Source organism: Nonomuraea sp. GTA35, assembly GCF_041950525.1.
Taxonomy (GTDB): Bacteria; Actinomycetota; Actinomycetes; order Streptosporangiales; family Streptosporangiaceae; genus Nonomuraea.
Window position 1 is genome coordinate 406,753 of sequence record NZ_JBGNUV010000006.1, and the last position, 17,444, is coordinate 424,196.

The 17,444-nt window shown below is 71.9% G+C and carries 15 protein-coding genes; 7 read left to right on the plus strand and 8 right to left on the minus strand.

Annotation, left to right across the window (positions count from 1 at the left end; translation table 11 throughout):
- Positions 1-33: 33 nt before the first annotated feature.
- The 6 genes from gatB to ACBJ32_RS28515 form a co-directional block, all read right to left on the minus strand.
- On the minus strand, positions 34-1,542 hold the full coding sequence (gatB, locus tag ACBJ32_RS28490) for an Asp-tRNA(Asn)/Glu-tRNA(Gln) amidotransferase subunit GatB (RefSeq protein ID WP_357872144.1): 1,509 nt from the start codon (positions 1,540-1,542) through the stop codon (positions 34-36).
- Between the two features lie 44 nt (positions 1,543-1,586).
- Positions 1,587-3,077, minus strand: a complete 1,491-nt coding sequence (gene gatA, locus ACBJ32_RS28495; RefSeq protein ID WP_357872141.1) for an Asp-tRNA(Asn)/Glu-tRNA(Gln) amidotransferase subunit GatA — start codon at positions 3,075-3,077, stop codon at positions 1,587-1,589.
- The gene (gene gatC / locus ACBJ32_RS28500) at positions 3,074-3,373 is read right to left on the minus strand and encodes an Asp-tRNA(Asn)/Glu-tRNA(Gln) amidotransferase subunit GatC (protein ID WP_043618492.1); all 300 of its coding nucleotides are present in this window, start codon (positions 3,371-3,373) and stop codon (positions 3,074-3,076) included. Before gatC ends, gatA begins: the two co-directional genes overlap by 4 nt.
- Positions 3,374-3,471: 98 nt before the next feature.
- Positions 3,472-5,538: a putative bifunctional diguanylate cyclase/phosphodiesterase gene (locus ACBJ32_RS28505; RefSeq protein WP_375129286.1), complete on the minus strand. Its 2,067-nt coding sequence runs from the start codon at positions 5,536-5,538 to the stop codon at positions 3,472-3,474.
- A gap of 195 nt (positions 5,539-5,733) precedes the next feature.
- Positions 5,734-7,911, minus strand: coding sequence for an NAD-dependent DNA ligase LigA (gene ligA, locus ACBJ32_RS28510; protein ID WP_375129287.1), 2,178 nt, complete (start codon positions 7,909-7,911; stop codon positions 5,734-5,736).
- 64 nt (positions 7,912-7,975) lie between these two features.
- Positions 7,976-8,956, minus strand: coding sequence for a methionine synthase (locus tag ACBJ32_RS28515; protein ID WP_375129288.1), 981 nt, complete (start codon positions 8,954-8,956; stop codon positions 7,976-7,978).
- 24 nt (positions 8,957-8,980) lie between these two features.
- On the opposite strand from ACBJ32_RS28515, the gene ACBJ32_RS28520 reads away from it, so the two are divergent.
- Entirely contained in the window at positions 8,981-9,613 is a 633-nt protein-coding gene (locus ACBJ32_RS28520; protein WP_375129289.1) for an MBL fold metallo-hydrolase, read from the plus strand.
- Here ACBJ32_RS28520 and mnmA read toward each other — a convergent pair.
- On the minus strand, positions 9,606-10,664 hold the full coding sequence (gene mnmA, locus ACBJ32_RS28525; RefSeq protein ID WP_375129290.1) for a tRNA 2-thiouridine(34) synthase MnmA: 1,059 nt from the start codon (positions 10,662-10,664) through the stop codon (positions 9,606-9,608). The genes ACBJ32_RS28520 and mnmA overlap by 8 nt on opposite strands.
- Before the next feature lie 66 nt (positions 10,665-10,730).
- Between mnmA and ACBJ32_RS28530 the strand changes: the two genes are divergently transcribed.
- Positions 10,731-11,783: a DUF695 domain-containing protein gene (locus ACBJ32_RS28530; protein WP_357872124.1), complete on the plus strand. Its 1,053-nt coding sequence runs from the start codon at positions 10,731-10,733 to the stop codon at positions 11,781-11,783.
- 39 nt (positions 11,784-11,822) lie between these two features.
- Here the strand turns inward: ACBJ32_RS28530 and ACBJ32_RS28535 are convergent, their stop codons facing one another.
- On the minus strand, positions 11,823-12,986 hold the full coding sequence (locus ACBJ32_RS28535) for a cysteine desulfurase family protein (RefSeq protein ID WP_357872121.1): 1,164 nt from the start codon (positions 12,984-12,986) through the stop codon (positions 11,823-11,825).
- Between the two features lie 53 nt (positions 12,987-13,039).
- On the opposite strand from ACBJ32_RS28535, the gene ACBJ32_RS28540 reads away from it, so the two are divergent.
- The 5 genes from ACBJ32_RS28540 (at position 13,040) to ACBJ32_RS28560 (ending at position 17,432) form a co-directional block, all read left to right on the plus strand.
- Positions 13,040-13,555, plus strand: a complete 516-nt coding sequence (locus tag ACBJ32_RS28540; protein WP_375129291.1) for a TetR/AcrR family transcriptional regulator — start codon at positions 13,040-13,042, stop codon at positions 13,553-13,555.
- A gap of 399 nt (positions 13,556-13,954) precedes the next feature.
- A complete protein-coding gene (locus tag ACBJ32_RS28545; RefSeq protein ID WP_375129292.1) occupies positions 13,955-15,142 on the plus strand; it encodes an MFS transporter in 1,188 nt (395 codons plus the stop codon).
- A 12-nt stretch (positions 15,143-15,154) separates the two neighbouring features.
- Complete coding sequence (locus ACBJ32_RS28550; protein WP_375129293.1) at positions 15,155-15,652, plus strand: HIT family protein; 498 nt, start codon at positions 15,155-15,157, stop codon at positions 15,650-15,652.
- Between the two features lie 119 nt (positions 15,653-15,771).
- Complete coding sequence (locus tag ACBJ32_RS28555) at positions 15,772-16,671, plus strand: ABC transporter ATP-binding protein (protein ID WP_375129294.1); 900 nt, start codon at positions 15,772-15,774, stop codon at positions 16,669-16,671.
- Positions 16,668-17,432, plus strand: coding sequence for a hypothetical protein (locus tag ACBJ32_RS28560; protein WP_375129295.1), 765 nt, complete (start codon positions 16,668-16,670; stop codon positions 17,430-17,432). The genes ACBJ32_RS28555 and ACBJ32_RS28560 overlap by 4 nt, the downstream gene beginning before the upstream one ends.
- Positions 17,433-17,444 lie beyond the last annotated feature (12 nt).

A 17,444-nucleotide genomic window follows, 5' to 3' on the forward strand; every position in this document is an offset into this window, starting at 1 on the left:
CCGGATCGACGGGGCCAACCGGATGGATCGGGGTCAGCCCTCGCTGACGCCGAGCTTCTCCAGGATGAGCTGCCGGGCCCGGGCCGCGTCGGCCTTGCCCTTGCTGGCCCGCATGACGCCGCCCACGAGCGCGCCCGCCGCGGCGATCTTCCCGGACCGCACCTTCTCGGCCGCGTCGGCGTTGTCGGCCAGCACCTGGTCGATGATCGCCGACAGCTCGCCCTCGTCGTTGACGATCTTCAGCCCGCGCCGCTCGACCACCTCGTCCGGCGTGCCCTCGCCGGCCAGCACGCCTTCGAGCACCTCGCGCGCCAGCTTGTCGTTGAGCGCGCCCGACGCCACCAGCTCGGTCACCCGGGCGATCTGCTCGGGCGTGATCGGCAGGTCGGCCAGCGGCGTGCCCGTCTCGTTGGACCTGCGCGCCAGCTCACCCATCCACCACTTGCGCGCGTCGGCCGCCGGCGCGCCGGCCGCGACCGTGGCCTCGACCAGGTCGATGGCGTCGGCGTTGTGCATGGCCTGCATGTCGAGGTCGGACAGGCCCCATTCGGTCTGCAGCCGCTTGCGCTTGACCGACGGCAGCTCGGGCAGGGCCGCCTTCAGCTCGGCCACCCACGCCGGGTCGGGCGCGATCGGCACCAGGTCGGGCTCGGGGAAGTAGCGGTAGTCCTGCGCCTCCTCCTTGGACCGGCCGGACGTGGTGGTGCCGGTGTCCTCGTGGAAGTGCCGGGTCTCCTGGATGATCTTCCCGCCGCCGGCGAGGACGGCGGCCTGCCGCTCGATCTCGCTCCGCACGGCCCGCTCGACGCTGCGCAGCGAGTTGACGTTCTTGGTCTCCGTACGGGTGCCCCACTCGGACGAACCGCGCGGCATCAGCGAGACGTTGACGTCACACCGCAGCGAGCCCTCCTCCATGCGCACGTCGGAGACGCCCAGCGAGCGCATGATCTCGCGCAGCTCGGTGACGTACGCCCTGGCCACCTCGGGCGCGAGCCTGTCGGTGCCCGGGATGGGCTTGGTCACGATCTCGACCAGCGGGATGCCCGCGCGGTTGTAGTCGACGATCGAGTAGTCGGCCCCGTGGATGCGCCCGGTCGAGCCGCCCACGTGGGTGGACTTGCCGGTGTCCTCCTCCAGGTGCACCCGCTCGATCTCGATCCGCACGGTCTCGCCGTCGACCTCGACGTCGATGTACCCGTCGAAGCAGAGCGGCTCGTCGTACTGCGAGATCTGGTAGTTCTTCGGCATGTCCGGATAGAAGTAGTTCTTCCGGGCCATGCGGCACCACTCGGCGATCGAGCAGTTGAGCGCCAGGCCGATGCGGATCGTCGACTCGATGGCCTGGGCGTTGGCCACCGGCAGCGCGCCGGGGAAGGCCAGGCAGGTCGGGCAGACCTGCGTGTTGGGCGGGGCGCCGAAGGTCGTCTTGCAACCGCAGAACATCTTCGACTTGGTGCCCAGCTCGACATGCGTCTCGAGGCCGAGCACCGGCTCGAACCGCTCGAGCGCTTCGTCGTACGGCATGATCGTGCCGGCAGTCATCGTGAGGTCCTTCGTTCGGATCGGTGCAGCATGTGCGGGTCGCCCTACAGCTCCGGGGCCTTGGACAGCAGGCTGCCGCCCCAGCGGCTCTCCAGGGCCTGCTCCACGGCCGCGCCCACGCGGTAGCAGCGGTCGTCGGCCAGGACCGGGGCCATGATCTGCAGGCCCACCGGCAGGCCGTCCTCGTCGGCCAGGCCGCACGGCACCGACATGGCCGCGTTGCCCGCCAGGTTGGACGGGATCGTGCACAGGTCGGCGAGGTACATCGCCATCGGGTCGTCGGCGCGCTCGCCGATCGCGAACGCCGTGGTCGGCGTCGTCGGCGACACCAGCACGTCGACCTGCTGGTAGGCGGCCTCGAACTCGCGCGCGATGACCGTGCGCACCTTCTGCGCCTGGCCGTAGTAGGCGTCGTAGTAGCCGCTCGACAGCGCGTACGTGCCCAGCATGATGCGCCGCTTGACCTCGGGGCCGAACCCGGCGGCCCTGGTCAGCGCCATGACCTCCTCGGCGCTGCGGGTGCCGTCGTCGCCCACGCGCAGGCCGTACCGCATGGCGTCGAAGCGCGCCAGGTTGGACGAGCACTCCGAGGGCGCGATCAGGTAGTAGGCGGGCAGCGCGGTCGTGAACGACGGGCAGGAGACCTCGACGACCTTGGCCCCGAGCGACTCCAGGAGCTGGACGGCCTCGTGGTAGCGGGCCAGGACGCCCGCCTGGTAACCCTCGCCGGCGAACTCCTTGACGACGCCGATCCGCATGCCGGCGACGTCGGGGTTCCTGGCGGCCTCGACGACCGAGGGCACGGGCGCGTCGATCGAGGTGGAGTCCATCGGGTCGTAGCCGGAGAACGCCTCGTGCAGCAGCGCCGCGTCGAGGACGTTGCGGGCGAACGGCCCCGGCGTGTCGAGCGAGCTGGCGAAGGCGATCAGGCCGTAACGGGACGAGCCGCCATAGGTGGGCTTCATGCCCACGATGCCGGTCACCGAGGCGGGCTGCCGGATGGAGCCGCCGGTGTCGGTGCCCGTGGACAGCGGCGCCTCGTACGCGGCCACCGCCGCGCTGGAGCCACCCGACGAGCCGCCGGGGATCTTCGTCAGGTCCCACGGGTTGTGGGTGGCGTGGTAGGCGGAGTTCTCCGTCGAGGAGCCCATGGCGAACTCGTCGAGGTTCGTCTTGCCCAGGATGACCAGCCCGGCCTCGCGCAGGCGGGCGGTGACGGTCGCGTCGTACGGGGGCCGCCAGCCCTCGAGGATCTTGGAGGCGGCCGTCGTCGGCATGTCGTGGGTGGTGAAGATGTCCTTGTGCGCGATCGGCACTCCGGCCAGCGGCCCGAGCTTCTCGCCGGCCCGCAGCCTGGTGTCCACGGCCCGCGCCTGCTCCAGCGTGACCTCGCGATCGACGTGCAGGAACGCCTTGACCTTGGGCTCCACCTCGGCCATGCGGTCGAGGTGCGCCTCGGCCACCTCCACGGCCGACACCTCGCCGGCGGCGATCATCGACCCCAGCTCGGCGGCGGTCTTACGGATCAAGCTCATGCCTCCTCCCCGAGGATGCGCGGCACCCGGAAGCGGTCGTCCTCGACGGCGGGGGCGCCGGCGAGCGCCTGGTCGGGCGTCAGGGACTGTCGCACCTCGTCGGCACGGAAGACATTGGTCAGCGGAAGCGCGTGCGACGAAGGCGGCACGTCCTCGGCGGCGACCTCGGCCACCTTCGCGACCGACTCGATGATGGCATCGAGCTGGGTGGCGTAGTGATCGAGCTCGTCGTCGGTCAGCGCCAGCCTGGACAACCGGGCCAGGTGTGCGACCTCGTCGCGGGTTATGGCGGACATGAGTCGTTGAACCCGTTTCGTGGATGGAGTCTTTGGACACTGCCATCCTAGGGGGCTTGACCAAGCAGCCCCGAACCATCAACCCACCGGCAACATCCTCAGGCCGAGCTGCTGACCTCAGGCTGGTACCCGTACTCCGCCGCGCCGCCCGCCCGGTCGCGCAGCCACACGGCGGCCTCCTCGGCCGGCATCGGGTGGCAGAACAGCCAGCCCTGCCCCACGTCGCAGCCCATCTCCACCAGCCGCATCGCCACGTCGTCCGACTCCACGCCCTCCGCGACCGAGCGCAGCCCGAGCGAGCGGACCAGGTCCACGATGGAGCGCACGATGCGGTAGTCGTCCTCCGACTCCGCGATCCGGCGGACGAACGAGGCGTCGATCTTGACCTCCGACACCGCCAGCCGCTGGAGCCGGATCAGCGAGGAGTAGCCGGTGCCGAAGTCGTCGAGGGCCAGGGGGACGCCGAGCGCGGCCAGGGCCTTGATGGTCTCCTGGGTGTAGGCCTGGTCGCCGGTCAGGATGCGCTCGGTGACCTCCAGCTGGATGGCGGTGGGCGGCAGGCCGTACCTGGCCAGGCCGACCTCGAGCTGCTCGGGCAGCGCGGAGGCGAGCAGGTCGCGGGCGGAGATGTTCACCGAGATCTGCACCCGCAGCCCCGTGTGCCACCAGGCCGCCGCCTGCTCCAGCGCCTCCTCTACCACGTACGCGGTGAGCTGCCGCATCAGGTACGACTGCTCGGCCAGCGGCACGAAGTCCGACGGCGCGATCGGCCCGTGCACCGGGTGCCGCCAGCGCAGCAGCGCCTCGACCCCCTGGATGTCGCCGCCGCCCAGCCCCACCTTGGGCTGGTAGTGCAGGCGCAGCTCGCGGTTGTCGATGGCCCGGCGCAGGTCGCCGAGCAGGGTGAGGCGCTCGGGCGAGTTGCGGTCCTTGTCGGGCTGGTAGAGCTCGACGCCGGTGCGCCCCTCCTTGGCCAGGTACATGGCCACGTCGGCCCGTTGCAGCAGCAGCTCGAAGTCGGGCGCGTGCTCCGGGTAGAGCGCGATGCCGACGGACGCGTCGAGGTCGAACGTCATGCCCTCCAGGCGTACGGGCTCGGTCAGGGCCGCCCGCAGCCGGGCCGCCACCTCCCTGGCCGCGTGGGCGTCCCTGATCGAGGGCAGCAGCACCGCGAACTCGTCGCCGCCCAGCCTGGCCACGACGTCGCCGGGCCGTACGGAATGGGTGAGCCGGTGCGCGATCAGTTGCAGCAGCCGGTCGCCCACCGGGTGTCCCAGCGTGTCGTTGACCTCCTTGAACCGGTCGAGGTCGAGCAGGAACAGCCCGACCCGCTCGTCCTGGCGCGCCTCGGCCAGCGCCTCCTCGGTGCTGACGATGAGCATCTTGCGGTTGGGCAGGCCGGTCAGCTCGTCGTGCAGGGCCTGGTGGTCGCGGCGCATCGAGAGCGTGGCGGTGAAGTAGACGGCGGCCAGCGGGGCGACGAAGAGCGGCACGAGGCCGGGCGAGTGGCTCATGACCACCACGACCAGGGGCGCCAGGCCCAGCAGGCCGGTGTAGACGAGGCTCTGCGGGCCCACGGTGGCCTTCAGCACGCGCATGATCGAGCGCCGCTCGTGCAGCGCGACCGCGCCGCTCACGAGGGTGGCCCTGGTGACGAAGTAGGCGATGCCGGCCAGCGCGATCGCCAGCAGGTCGCCCCCGCCGGGCACCCACGGCGCGGCCGGGCTCGGCACGATGCCGAACGTCCCCAGCACCACGGCCGCGGCGGTGAGCGCGAGCGTGGACTGGGCGATGTTGAACATGACCCGGTGCCACGACCTGCGCGTCACCACGCCATTGATCACGACGGCCACGGCCTGCATCAGCACCGCCACGGGCAGCCCCAGGTGGAGCAGCACGGCGAAGGTGAACATGGTGGACGGGTACGTGCCGCCGACGGTCGTCGCGGACGACACCATCACCGGCCGGAGCTCCCCCAGGATCACCAGCACCGCGAGCACCCAGAACAGCGGCGTGCGGGCCAGGCCCGCCACCCCGGCCGCGTCCAGCCTGAGCATGGCCACCACCAGAGCGGTGAAGCCGATCACAGTGATTCCCGCGAGGTAGCCCCACAAGGGTGTGCCGACGCGTGGTCCGGTGTCGCGGGTGTCGGTTGGGTCAGTCATCGGTAACAGAACCCCCATTAGGTCACTATGGGAGGGTACGACCTTCACCCCACTTCGCGAAACCAAGCGCGTACGTTCCGTCACTTCTCCTTCCCGACATATACCCAAAAAGCACCCTCAGTAGCAAACCGAGCACACAACGAAGAAGGGGCCCGCCCGCACCCCTGCGGACGAACCCCTCTGTCGGACTTGACGCTAGCCCTCCGGCGTGACCGCCACCCCGGCCGCCGCCTCCGGCCCCTCGGCGAGCAGCACCTCGAACCCGGCCCCGTCGAGAATCGGCACGCCGAGACTGACCGCCTTGTCATACTTCGACCCGGCGTTCTCCCCCGCCACCAGGAACGACGTCTTCTTCGACACCGACCCGGACACCTTCCCGCCCCGGCTGGTCAGCGCCTCGGCGGCCGTGTCACGCGTGTAACCCTCCAGCGTGCCCGTCACCACGAACGTCAGCCCCTGCAACGTCTGCGGCCCCTTCTCGGGCGCCGGCTCGTCCTCCATCCGGACCCCGGCCGCCCGCCACCGCTCGATGATCTCCCGGTGCCAGTCGACCTCGAACCACTCCTTGATCGTGGCCGCCACCCTGGGTCCGATGCCCTCGACCGCGGCCAGCTCCTCCTCGGAGGCGTTCATGACGGCGTCGATCGAGCGCATGGCGTCGGCCAGGTCGCGCGCGGTGGGCGGGCCGACGTGCCGGATCGACAGGGCCACCAGGATCTGCGCGAGCGGCACCTGCTTGGCCCGCTCCAGCTCCTCGATGAGCAGCCGGGCGCCGGCGCTGGGCTGGCCGTCGAGGTTGGAGAAGAAGGTGACGACCTTCTGCTCGCCGGTCTTCGGGTCCATCTTGGGCAGGCCGGTGTCCTGGTCGCGGACCACCGACCTGATCGGCAGCAGCTTCTCCAGGGTCAGGTCGAACAGGTCGGCCTCGGTGCGCACCACCGGCTCCTGCGGCGGCAGCGGCTGGGTGAGCGCCGTGGCCGCGACGTAACCCAGCCCGTCGATGTCGAGCGCGCGCCGGCCTGCCGCGAAGTAGATGCGCTCGCGGATCTGGGCCGGGCAGCCGCGCGCGTTGGGGCAGCGCAGGTCGGCGTCGCCCTCCCTCTCGTACGCCAGCTCGGTGCCGCACTCCGGGCAGTGCGTGGGCATGACGAACTCCCGCTCCGACCCGTCGCGCAGCGCGGCGACCGGCCCGACGATCTCGGGAATGACGTCGCCCGCCTTGCGCAGCACCACGGTGTCGCCGATGAGCACGCCCTTCTTGACCACGACGGCCGCGTTGTGCAGCGTGGCCCGCTCGACGGTCGAGCCGGCCACCACGACGGGCTCCATCACCGCGTACGGCGTGACGCGCCCCGTCCGCCCCACGCCCACCTGGATGTCGAGCAGCTTGGTGTTGACCTCCTCCGGCGGGTACTTGTACGCGATCGCCCACCGCGGCGCCCGCGAGGTCGAGCCCAGCTCCCGCTGCGTGCGGAAGTCGTCGACCTTCACCACCACCCCGTCGATCTCGTAGGCGGGGTCGTGCCGGTGCGCGCGGTAGTGCTCGATGAACTCGTTGATCCCGTCGAGATCCGGCACCACCTTGTACAGGTCGCTGACCGGCAGGCCGAACTCGCGCAGCCGGTCATAGCAGTGGGACTGCGTCCGCGGCTCCTGCGTGCCCTCCCAGATGCCGATGCCGTGCACCAGCATCCGCAGCGGCCGCTGGGCCGTGATGCGCGGGTCCTTCTGCCGCAGCGTGCCCGCCGCGGAGTTGCGCGGGTTGGCGAACGGCGGCTTGCCCTGCTCCACGAGCTGCTCGTTGAGCTGCTTGAAGCCCTCGACCGGGATGTAGACCTCGCCGCGGATCTCGACCAGGCTCGGGATGTCGTCGCCCTTGAGCCGGTGCGGGATGCCCTTGATCGTGCGGACGTTGGCCGTCACGTCGTCACCCGTGCGCCCGTCGCCGCGGGTCGCGCCGCGCTCCAGCTTGCCGTCACGGTAGACCAGCGCCACGGCCAGCCCGTCGATCTTCAGCTCGCACAGGTAGGGGCCGGGATCGCCCTCGGCCAGCCGCTCGGCGCGCGCCTGCCAGGCCGCCATGCCCTCGGCGTCGAAGGCGTTGTCGAGGCTCTCCATCCGGTTGAGGTGCTGCACCTTGGCGAAGTCACCCGACGGCGCGGCGCCCACCTTCTGCGTGGGCGAGTCGGGCGTCTGGAGCGTCGGATGCGCCTCCTCCAGCGCGAGCAGCTCCCTGAACCACCCGTCGAACTGGGCGTCGCTCACCGTCGGCTGGTCGAGCACGTAGTAGCGCCAGCGGGCGTCCTCGACCAGCTCGCTGAGCTCGGCGTGCCGCTTGAGCGCACTCACCGGGACACCCTCGACCTCATCCACGTGAGCCTCCTTCCGTACGATGACCTGTGCAAACGCTATCGTCGAGCACCGACACAACCACCGCTCAACCCTCTCGCGGATCGTCCCTGAGCACCTGCGCCGCCTTCCGGCAGGCCGCCAGCGCCGCCCGCGCGTACGCCGGGGAGGCCCCCGCCAGCCCGCAGGCCGGGGTCAGCACGACCTGCGAGGCCAGCCGGTCGGGCGCGAACCCCAGCCGCCGCCACAGCTCCAGCGCCGGCTTGGCCACCACGCCGGGGCCGGCCAGCCGCGTGTCCCTGCCCGGCACGACCCCCATGAACAGCGCCGTCCCGGCCTCGAACAGCTCGCCCAGCTCCTCGTCGTCCCTGCGCCGCAGCAGCGCCGCGTCCACCGACACGGCCCGCACCCCCGCCCTGCGCAGCAGCGCGTACGGCACGCCCGGCGCGCAGCAGTGCACGACGGGATCCTCGAACGAGCGCAGCGACTCCTCCACCCGCCACTCCTCGACGGCCGCCAGCCGCCCGAACCCGGAGGCGGTCGGCACGGTCCCCGTCAGCACCCCGGGCAGCCCCGGCTCGTCGAGCTGGAGCACGATCTCGGTCACCCCGGGCAGCCGCCGCCGCACCTCGGCGCAGTGCTCGGCCACGCCCTGGGCCAGCGAGGCGGTCAAATCGCGTACGGCGCCCGCGTCGGAGAGCATCTTGTCCCCGAACTTGAGCTCGATCGACCCGGCCAGCGTCCACGGCCCGCAGACCTGCAGCTTCAGCGGCCCCGTGTAGTCGTGACCGACCTCCTCCAGCCCGTCGAGGTCGCGCCGCAGATGATCGACGGCCCGCTGGTGGTCGCGCCCCGGCCGGTCGGCCAGCCGCCACCCGGAGGGCTGCACCTCCACGGGCAGGTCGACGAGGAGCGCGGCCGTCCGCCCCACCATGTCCGCGCCGACGCCCCTGGCGGGCAGCTCGGGCAGGTACGGCAGCCCTGGCACCTCGCCGAACACGACTCTGATCGCTTCAAGATGATCCTCGCCCGGATGCGAACCGACCCCGGTGGCTTCCCACGTAGACATGGGCACAAGCGTAGGCTCTGCCGAATGAAGCTCACGAAATTCGGCCACGCCTGCGTGCGCGTGGAGAAGGACGGCAAGGTCCTGGTCATCGACCCGGGCACGTTCACGCGGGACCCGGTGCTCGACGGCGCCGACACGGTGCTCATCACCCACGAGCACTACGACCACGTGGACGTCGAGAAGCTGAAGGCCGCCTCACCCGAGCTGGAGATCTGGACCTGCGAGGCCGTCGCGGCGAACCTGGCCGAGGTGCCGGGCAAGGTCCAGGTCGTGCGGCACGGCGACGACTTCGAGACGGCCGGCTTCCAGGTCAAGGTCTTCGGCGAGTGGCACGCCAGGAACCACCCCGACATACCCGTCGTGCAGAACGTCGGTTTCCTGCTCGACGACGAGCTGTTCTACCCGGGCGACGCGCTCACCGTCCCCCAGGCCGAGGTGGGCACGCTGCTGGTGCCGACCGGCGCGCCGTGGCTGAAGCTGGGCGAAGTGGTGGAGTACCTGCGCGAGATCCGCCCCGCGCGGGCGTACTCCACCCATGACGCCCTCTACGGCGAGCTCGGCTACCGCCTGGTGGACGGCTGGCTGAAGATGGAGGCCGACAAGCAGGGCGCCGACATCCGCCGCATCCCGGTCGGCGAGTCGACCACGCTCAGCTAGCGGAGACGATGGTGGCCGAGCCGATCACCGTCGCCCCCGAGTAGAGCACGGCCGCCTGGCCCGCCGCGACACCCGTCGCGGGCCGGGCGAGCTCGATCGTCAGCCCGCCCCCGCGCTCCTCGAACCGGCACGGGTAGACCTCGCCGTGCGCCCTGAGCTGCACGGTCAGGTCGTCGCGGCCGGACGGGCCGTTCCACACCGGGGCGCCGCAGGTGATCGTGGTCACCGCCAGCGCCGAACGCGGGCCGACCGTCACCGTGTTGGACACCGGCTCGATGGACAGCACGTAACGCGGCCTGCCGTCGGGCGCCGGCCGGTCGATGCGCAGGCCCTTGCGCTGGCCGACCGTGAACCCGTGAGCCCCCTGGTGGCTGCCCACGACCTCGCCGCTCTGGTCGACGATCGGCCCCTCGGCCGCGCCGAGCCGCTCGGCCAGGAAGCCGCGCGTGTCGCCGTCGGCGATGAAGCAGATGTCGTGGCTGTCGGGCTTGTCGGCGACGGTCAGGCCGCGCCTGGCGGCCTCCTCGCGCACCTCGGCCTTGGTCGAGTCGCCCAACGGGAAGATCGCGTGCCCGAGCTGCTCACGGGTGAGCACGCCGAGCACGTACGACTGGTCCTTGCCGTGATCGACGCTCCTCGACAGGACCCCGTCGACCAGCTTGGCGTGGTGGCCGGTGGCGACGGCGTCGAAGCCCAGGGCCAGCGCCCGGTCCAGCACCGCGGCGAACTTGATCTTCTCGTTGCAGCGCAGGCAGGGATTGGGGGTGCGGCCCGCGGCGTACTCGGAGACGAAGTCCTCGACCACGTCGCGCTGGAAGCGCTCCGCCATGTCCCAGATGTAGAAGGGGATGCCGATCACGTCGGCGGCGCGGCGCGCGTCGCGCGAGTCCTCGATCGTGCAGCAGCCCCTGGCCCCCGTGCGGTGGGATTGGGGGTTTGCCGACAGCGCTAGGTGGACACCAGTGACGTCGTGACCGGCCTCGGCGATCCGAGCGGCGGCCACGGCGGAGTCGACGCCGCCCGACATGGCGGCAAGCACACGCAGTCCCATGACCGTTCCAGCGTACTGTCCGCCTGGGAGTGCGCGACCATGCCCTCGGTCTGGGAGTATTCGACCATGCGACTGTTCGGGCGCAAGGACGCAGACGAAGGGGCCGCCGGGCCGGCCGAGGCCATCGCCGGATTCTGGGCGTGGTGGCAGGAGGCCAGGCCGCGGCTCGACGCCCTGCTGGGAGCGGGCGACGCCGAAGGGGTGGAGGAGCTGCTCACCCCGGCGGTCGCCGCGATCAACCCCGGGCTGGTCTACGAGGTGGCCCCCGGCAGGCAGGCCGCGCACGCCCTGGTGGTGACCGCGGCGGGCGACGCCGAGCTGCGCTCGCTCGCGCACCGCTGGGCCAAGGCGGCGCCGCCGTCCGACCTGCTGTGGGAGTTCCACCCGTCGCGCCAGGCCAACCCGCAGGCGACGGAGCTCAAGCTCGACGTGGGCGGCTTCGTGTTCGAGCTCGACAAGCTCACGCTCGGCCTGCGCGTGCCGCGCAACCAGCCCAGGGTCGACGTGGCCGCCTACCACCCCGTCTTCGGCGAGCTCGACGAGGACACCCGGCTGGAGACCACGCTGCTGGCCCTCGACTGGCTGCTCGGCGAGGACGACGTGGCCAGGTGGGTGGGCGAGATCACGGCGGTCACGTTCGAGCCGATCGACTCCGTGGCGGCGGTGCACCTGCCCGCCGTCGTCGCCGACGTGGCCTCGGGATACTCCGAGGAGGAGTGGATGCTCCTGGAGGGCCAGACCGGCACCGGCGCGCCGCTGGTCGCCACGGCCCGCCACCCGCTGCGTCCGGTGGACCACCCGCTCTTCGACCAGCACATCGCGATCACGCTCCCGTACGCGCACCGCGACGAGAACGGCCTGCCGGTCGGCGACTCCCTGGCCGCGCTGCGCGACTTCGAGGAGCGCCTGGCCGCCCGCCTGCTCAAGCTGCGCGACGACGCCGTGCTGGCCGCGCACCTCAGCGCCGAGGGCCACCGGATCATCCACGTGTACGCCGACCCCACGGGCGAGGCCGCGATCCACGCCAAGGAGCTGATCGTGGGCTGGGAGGAGGGCGAGCCCCGGGTCGACGTGAGCTCCGACCCGGCCTGGACCGCGGTGGCGCCGTTCCTTACCTGAGCAGCGCCCGGCCCGGCAGCTGCGCGCCTCGGCGCGGGGTCAGCCGAGCCCCGCGCGCCGGGCCCGCTCCACCGCGCCGGGGAGCACCTCGATCAGCCGGTCCACGTCGTCGCGCGTGGAGGTGTGCCCCAGCGTGAAGCGGAGCGAGCCGCGCGCCGCCGCCGCGTCGGCCCCCATGGCCAGCAGCACGTGGGACGGCTGCGCGACGCCGGCCGAGCAGGCCGAACCGGTCGAGCACTCCACCCCCTTGGCGTCGAGCAGCATCAGCAGCGCGTCGCCCTCGCAGCCGGGGAAGGAGAAGTGCGCGTTGCCGGGCAGCCGGTTGACGGGGTCGCCGTTGAGCACCACGTCGGGCACCGCCTCGCGGACGCGCCGGATGAGCTCGTCACGCAGCTCCACCAGCCGCCGCTCCAGCGCCTCCTGCTCCCGCACGGCGGTGCTGACGGCGGCGGCGAGCCCCGCGATGGCGGGCGCGTCGAGCGTGCCGGAGCGCACGTCGCGCTCCTGCCCCCCGCCGTGCTGGACGGAGACCGGCGTCAGCCCCCTGGCCAGCAGCAGCGCCCCGACCCCCATCGGCCCGCCGATCTTGTGGCCGGTGAGCGTTAGCGCGTCGGCCCCCGAGCCGGAGAACGACACGGGCAGCTGCCCGACCGCCTGGACCGCGTCGGTGTGGAACGGGATGCCGTGGTCGTGCGCGATGGCGGCCAGCACGTGGACCGGCTGCACGGTGCCCACCTCGTTGTTGGCCCACATGATGCTGATCATGGCCACGCCGTCGGGGTCGCGCTCGATGGCGGCGCGCAGCGTCTCGGGGTGCACCCGGCCGTGCTCGTCCACCTCCAGCAGCTCCACCTCGGCGCCCTGGCTGTCGGTCAGCCACTGGGCGGGGTCGAGCGCGGCGTGGTGCTCCACCGAGCTGATCAGCACGCGCCTGCGCGGGCGGCGCGCCCAGTAGAGGCCCTTGATCGCGAGGTTGTCGGCCTCGGTGCCGCCGGAGGTGAACACGACCTCGCTCGGCCTGGCCCCGAGCGCGCCGGCGATCGTCTCGCGCGACTCCTCGACCACCCGGCGCACCTGGCGACCGGCCGCGTGCAGCGAGGAAGCATTTCCGACGCGTTTGAGTTGAGCCGTCATGGCCTCGATCGCTTCGGGCAGCATGGGGGTGGTCGCCGCATGATCAAGGTAGGCCGACGGTCTGGTCACGTGCTCAGGGTATCTCGTTTGCGACTGTACCGTCCGGACGGTATAGTCGAGGCATGCGAAGGGACGAGCTGTTGGACGCGGCAGAGGACCTCCTCTGCGACCAGGGCTCGGCCGCGCTCACCCTGGCGGCCGTGGCCGACCGGGCGGGCGTGAGCAAGGGCGGTCTGCTCTATCACTACGGCTCCAAAGAGGCCCTGATCAAGGGCATGGTGGAGCGGTTGATCGAAGACTTCGACACACTCATGGCCGCTCAGCCCGGCGGCACGTATACCGAGCGCTACCTGGGTGCCACCCTGGCCGCCGTCCGCTCCGGCAGGCTGCGGCGATGGGCGGTCGTCACGGGGGCGTCGGGCAACCTCTTCCTGCTGGCGCCGCTGCGCGAGGCCATGACCCGATGGCATCGCGAGGAGCTGAGCCAGGAGCCCGACCCGGTGGCCTCGCAGATCGTCCGCCTCGCGTGCGAGGGGCTCTGGGACGTGGCCAGCCACGACCCGGAGCTGAACACCGAAGCGGACCTCCAGGTCCTGGAGCAGCGCCTCAAAGCGCTCATCGAACCCGCGTCCGCCTAGGTCCTGCCCCCTTCGTCCCGGGCCGCCGTACGGCCGGCCCGCCAACCACCCTGCCCCGACGTCGTGGCCCGGATGCGGGTCGCGTCCCCCGGTGTGCCCGCGTGCCGCCTCCCTCCGGTACGCCCGCACCAGGGCAGGCCATCGCCGCCGACCGCCCGGTCGGAGTCGCCCGTCGACGCCGCTGCCCATCGCTCTCCGGCCAGGAGGCGTCAGGACAGCGGCTTCCCGACGGCCCGGCACGCTGACCCCCGGCAGGCCCACACGCCGACCCCCGGCCGACTCGACCCTCGGACCGGCCCGACCCCGGTCGGCCCGGCACGCCGGGCCCCGTGCTGCCCCGCAGCACACTGCTATGCCCGATTCATCACGAAAAACTACGAACTTCAGTGAGGTGGCCTTATGACCCGCGAGCTGAGGAGTGCCCGTTACGGGGCGGTCCTCACCTTTGTCCTTGCCGGCCTGATGGTGGGCACGATGACCGTGCGCATCCCCGCCCTGACCGACAAACTCGGCCTGTCCGAGGCCATGGTCGGGACGATCCTGCTGGTATGGGGCCTGGGCGCTCTGGTGACCATGCAGTCCATGCGGCGCGTCATGGCGCGCGTGGGCAGCCGGACGCTCCTGCGGGCAGGCGGCCCCCTGACGGCACTCGGCCTCCTCGGCGTGGCCCTGGCTCCGGACCTTCCCCTGCTCCTGGTGGCCGTGGCGCTCTTCGGCATGGCCTTCGGCACCGTGGACGTCGCCATGAACGCCCAGGGTTCCGCTGTCGAGCAGGCGTACGGGCGCCCGCTGATGAACGGCATGCACGCCGGCTGGTGCGTGGGCGCCATCTCGGCGGGCGGGCTGGGCAGCCTGGCGATCGCCGCCGGCCTGCCGTTCACCGTGAACGTGGCGCTGGTCGCCCTGGTCTCGCTGCCGGTCATGGTGCTGCTCGGCCGTACGTACCTGCCGGAGCCCCCGGCGGCGGAGACCGCGCGGCAGGGCCGCCGGCGCATGCCGCCGATCGTCTACCTGCTCGGCACGATCATGTTCTTCGCGTTCATGGTCGAGGGCACCGTGGCCGACTGGAACGGCCTCTACCTGCGTGACGAGCTGGGGGCACCCGAGGCCGTGGCGGCGCTCGGCTACCCGGTCTTCGAGGCGGGCATGCTGATCGCCCGGCTCACGGGTGACCGGCTGCGCGTCAGGTTCGGGGTGCGCGGGATGCTGACCGTGTCCGGGGTGGCCACGGCCGGGTTCTTCGCGGTCGTGCTGCTGGCGCCGGCGGCGCTGGTGGCGGTGTCCGCGATGTTCTTCGTCGGGCTCGGCGTGGCGACCATCTCGCCGCTCACGCTGTCGCTGGCGGGCACGGCCACGGACGCGCCCGGACCCGCGATCGCCCAGGCCGGCGCCATGGGGTACGCCGGGCTGCTGCTCGGCCCCGTGGTGATCGGGTTCCTGTCGGACGCGACCTCGCTGCGTACGGCGCTCGGCATCGGCGTCGTGCTCGGCGTGCTGATCGCGCTGTCCGGACGGCTGCTCCCGCGCCGGGAGCCGGCCGAGCTGGGCTCCCTGCCCGCCCGCGAGGCCGTGGAGGCCGCGGCCTGACATCATCAGGTGATGGATCTTGAGCGGAAAGTGCCCTTCGACGTCGCCGCCTACGTGGCACGGGTGAGGTCGCGCCCCTGCTTCATCTGCGCCATCGTGGCCGGCGACCCGGATCACGCCCTCGAACAGATCGTCTACGAGGACGAGCGGCACCTGGCGTTCCTGCCGCGCCACCCCACCGTCCCCGGCTACGTGCTGGTCAGCCCGAAGCGGCACGTCGAGCACGTCGTGCGCGACCTCGACGAGCACGACTTCCATGCGATCATGGGCGTGGTCAGGAGGGTGGCGCTGGCCGTGGAGGCGGTGGTGCCGTCGGAGCGCACGTACGTGCTCTCCCTGGGCAGCCAGCAGGGCAACGCGCACCTGCACTGGCACATCGCCGCGCTGCCGCCCGGCACCCCGTACGAGGAGCAGCAGTTCCACGCGCTGATGGCGGAGAACGGCGTGCTGCCCCGGACCGGGGAGCAGGCCGAGGAGCTGGCCGCCCGCCTCAGGGCGGCGCTCTCCTGAGACATTCCTGTGGATCCGGCGCGGGCCCCGCCACGCACACCACGTGGCGGCCCCGCGCTCACAGAGAACTCACAGAACCGCCCAGAGTCCCGCCAACCACCCGCCGCACGCTGGACGTCATGATCCAGCTCAACGGACTGACCAAGCGCTACGGCGAGAAGCTCGTCGTGGACGATCTCACCTTCACGGTACGGCCGGGCCTCGTCACCGGCTTCCTGGGCCCGAACGGCGCGGGAAAGAGCACGACCATGCGCATGGTCCTCGGCCTGGACCTGCCCACCGCCGGCAAGGCCACGATCAACGGCCGTCACCACCACGAGCTGCCGCGCCCGCTGCGCGTGATCGGCTCGATGCTGGAGTCGCAGGCCGTGCACCCGCGGCGCACCGCGTACAAGCACCTGCTCTACCTGGCGCAGACGAACGGCCTGCCGGCCTCCCGCGTGGACGCGGTGCTCGACCTCGTCGGGCTGTCGGACGTGGCGGGCAGGCAGGCGGGCGGCTTCTCGCTGGGGATGAGCCAGCGGCTGGGCATCGCCGCCGCGCTGCTCGGGGATCCGCCGGTGCTGATGCTGGACGAGCCGGTCAACGGACTGGACCCGGAGGGTGTCCGGTGGGTCCGCACGCTCATCAGAGGGCTGGCCGCCGAAGGCCGTACGGTACTCGTCTCCAGCCACCTGATGAGCGAGATGGCGATGACCGCCGACCGGCTGGTGGTCATCGGCAGGGGCCGGCTCATCGCGGAGGGCGACCTCGGCGAGTTCACCGAGACGGGGGCGGCCGTGGTCGTCCGCACGCCGGAGGCGGCGGCCTTCGCCCGCCGGCTGGAGCTGGCCGGCGCGCACGTGCGGGCGGGAAAGGCCGGCGAGCTGCTGGTCACCGGCCTCAGCATGCCTGACGTCGGGCGGCTGGCCTGCGCGGAGAGCGTGCCCCTGTACGAGCTGGCGGCGCGGCGCGTCTCGCTGGAGGAGGCGTTCATGGACCTCACCCGCGACGCCGTCGAGTACGGAGCGGCCCGATGATCGAGACGGCGCTGCTCAGGGCTGAATGGACGAAGTTCGCCAGCATCAGGGCCACCATGGTGCTGTCGCTGGCGGCCGTCGCCGTGTCGGGGGCGTTCGGGTGGTTGTTCGGCAACGCGGGGGCCACCGAGTACGCCGAGCTCACGGCGCAGGAGCGGCTGGACTTCCAGCCGCTGGACATGAGCATGCGCGGTGTGTTCATCGCCCAGCTCCTGATCGCGGCGCTGGGGGTGCTCATCACCTCCTCCGAGTACGGCTCGGGCACCATGCGGGCCAGCCTGGCCGCCGTGGGCGCACGCGGCCGGCTGCTGGCCGCCAAGGCCGGGCTGACCGTGCTGACCGCCCTGCCGGTGAGCGTGGCCGCGATCTGGCTGATGTACACGATCGGCCAGGTCACGCTGGCCGGGAACGGGGTGCCGTACGTCATGCCGGGCGACCCGGCCGCGCTGCGGATGTTGCTGCTCGGGCCGGTCGTGCTGGCCCTGCTGGCGCTGTTCGGGATGGCGCTGGGGTTCCTGCTGCGCACCACGGCCTCCGCCGTGAACACCGCCACCGCGTTCCTCCTGGTGCCCATCCTGGCCTCTCCCTCGCCCGCTCCCGTGCGCGACTTCATCCAGACCTTCTGGCCGAACACCACCGCCTTCCAGGCCCTCTCCGGGACCTCCGCGCTGCCGCCGGTGGTGGCGTACGGGCTGTTCATCGCCTTCGTCGCGGTCCTGGTGGTCGCGGCCTTCGTCCGGTTCAAACAGCGGGACGTCTGATTACGCTGGACA

What these genes read in the sequence shown, in the direction of transcription:
- ACBJ32_RS28540 (WP_375129291.1), top strand. Translation starts at nt 13,040, where the DNA reads ATGCGAAGGGACGAGCTGTTGGACGCGGCAGAGGACCTCCTCTGCGAC.
- ACBJ32_RS28560 (WP_375129295.1), top strand. Translation starts at nt 16,668, where the DNA reads ATGATCGAGACGGCGCTGCTCAGGGCTGAATGGACGAAGTTCGCCAGC.
- gatC (WP_043618492.1), bottom strand. Translation starts at nt 3,373, where the DNA reads ATGTCCGCCATAACCCGCGACGAGGTCGCACACCTGGCCCGGTTGTCC.
- gatA (WP_357872141.1), bottom strand. Translation starts at nt 3,077, where the DNA reads ATGAGCTTGATCCGTAAGACCGCCGCCGAGCTGGGGTCGATGATCGCC.
- ACBJ32_RS28505 (WP_375129286.1), bottom strand. Translation starts at nt 5,538, where the DNA reads ATGACTGACCCAACCGACACCCGCGACACCGGACCACGCGTCGGCACA.
- ACBJ32_RS28530 (WP_357872124.1), top strand. Translation starts at nt 10,731, where the DNA reads ATGCGACTGTTCGGGCGCAAGGACGCAGACGAAGGGGCCGCCGGGCCG.
- ACBJ32_RS28550 (WP_375129293.1), top strand. Translation starts at nt 15,155, where the DNA reads ATGGATCTTGAGCGGAAAGTGCCCTTCGACGTCGCCGCCTACGTGGCA.
- mnmA (WP_375129290.1), bottom strand. Translation starts at nt 10,664, where the DNA reads ATGGGACTGCGTGTGCTTGCCGCCATGTCGGGCGGCGTCGACTCCGCC.
- ACBJ32_RS28555 (WP_375129294.1), top strand. Translation starts at nt 15,772, where the DNA reads ATGATCCAGCTCAACGGACTGACCAAGCGCTACGGCGAGAAGCTCGTC.
- ACBJ32_RS28545 (WP_375129292.1), top strand. Translation starts at nt 13,955, where the DNA reads ATGACCCGCGAGCTGAGGAGTGCCCGTTACGGGGCGGTCCTCACCTTT.
- ACBJ32_RS28520 (WP_375129289.1), top strand. Translation starts at nt 8,981, where the DNA reads ATGAAGCTCACGAAATTCGGCCACGCCTGCGTGCGCGTGGAGAAGGAC.
- gatB (WP_357872144.1), bottom strand. Translation starts at nt 1,542, where the DNA reads ATGACTGCCGGCACGATCATGCCGTACGACGAAGCGCTCGAGCGGTTC.
- ACBJ32_RS28515 (WP_375129288.1), bottom strand. Translation starts at nt 8,956, where the DNA reads ATGTCTACGTGGGAAGCCACCGGGGTCGGTTCGCATCCGGGCGAGGAT.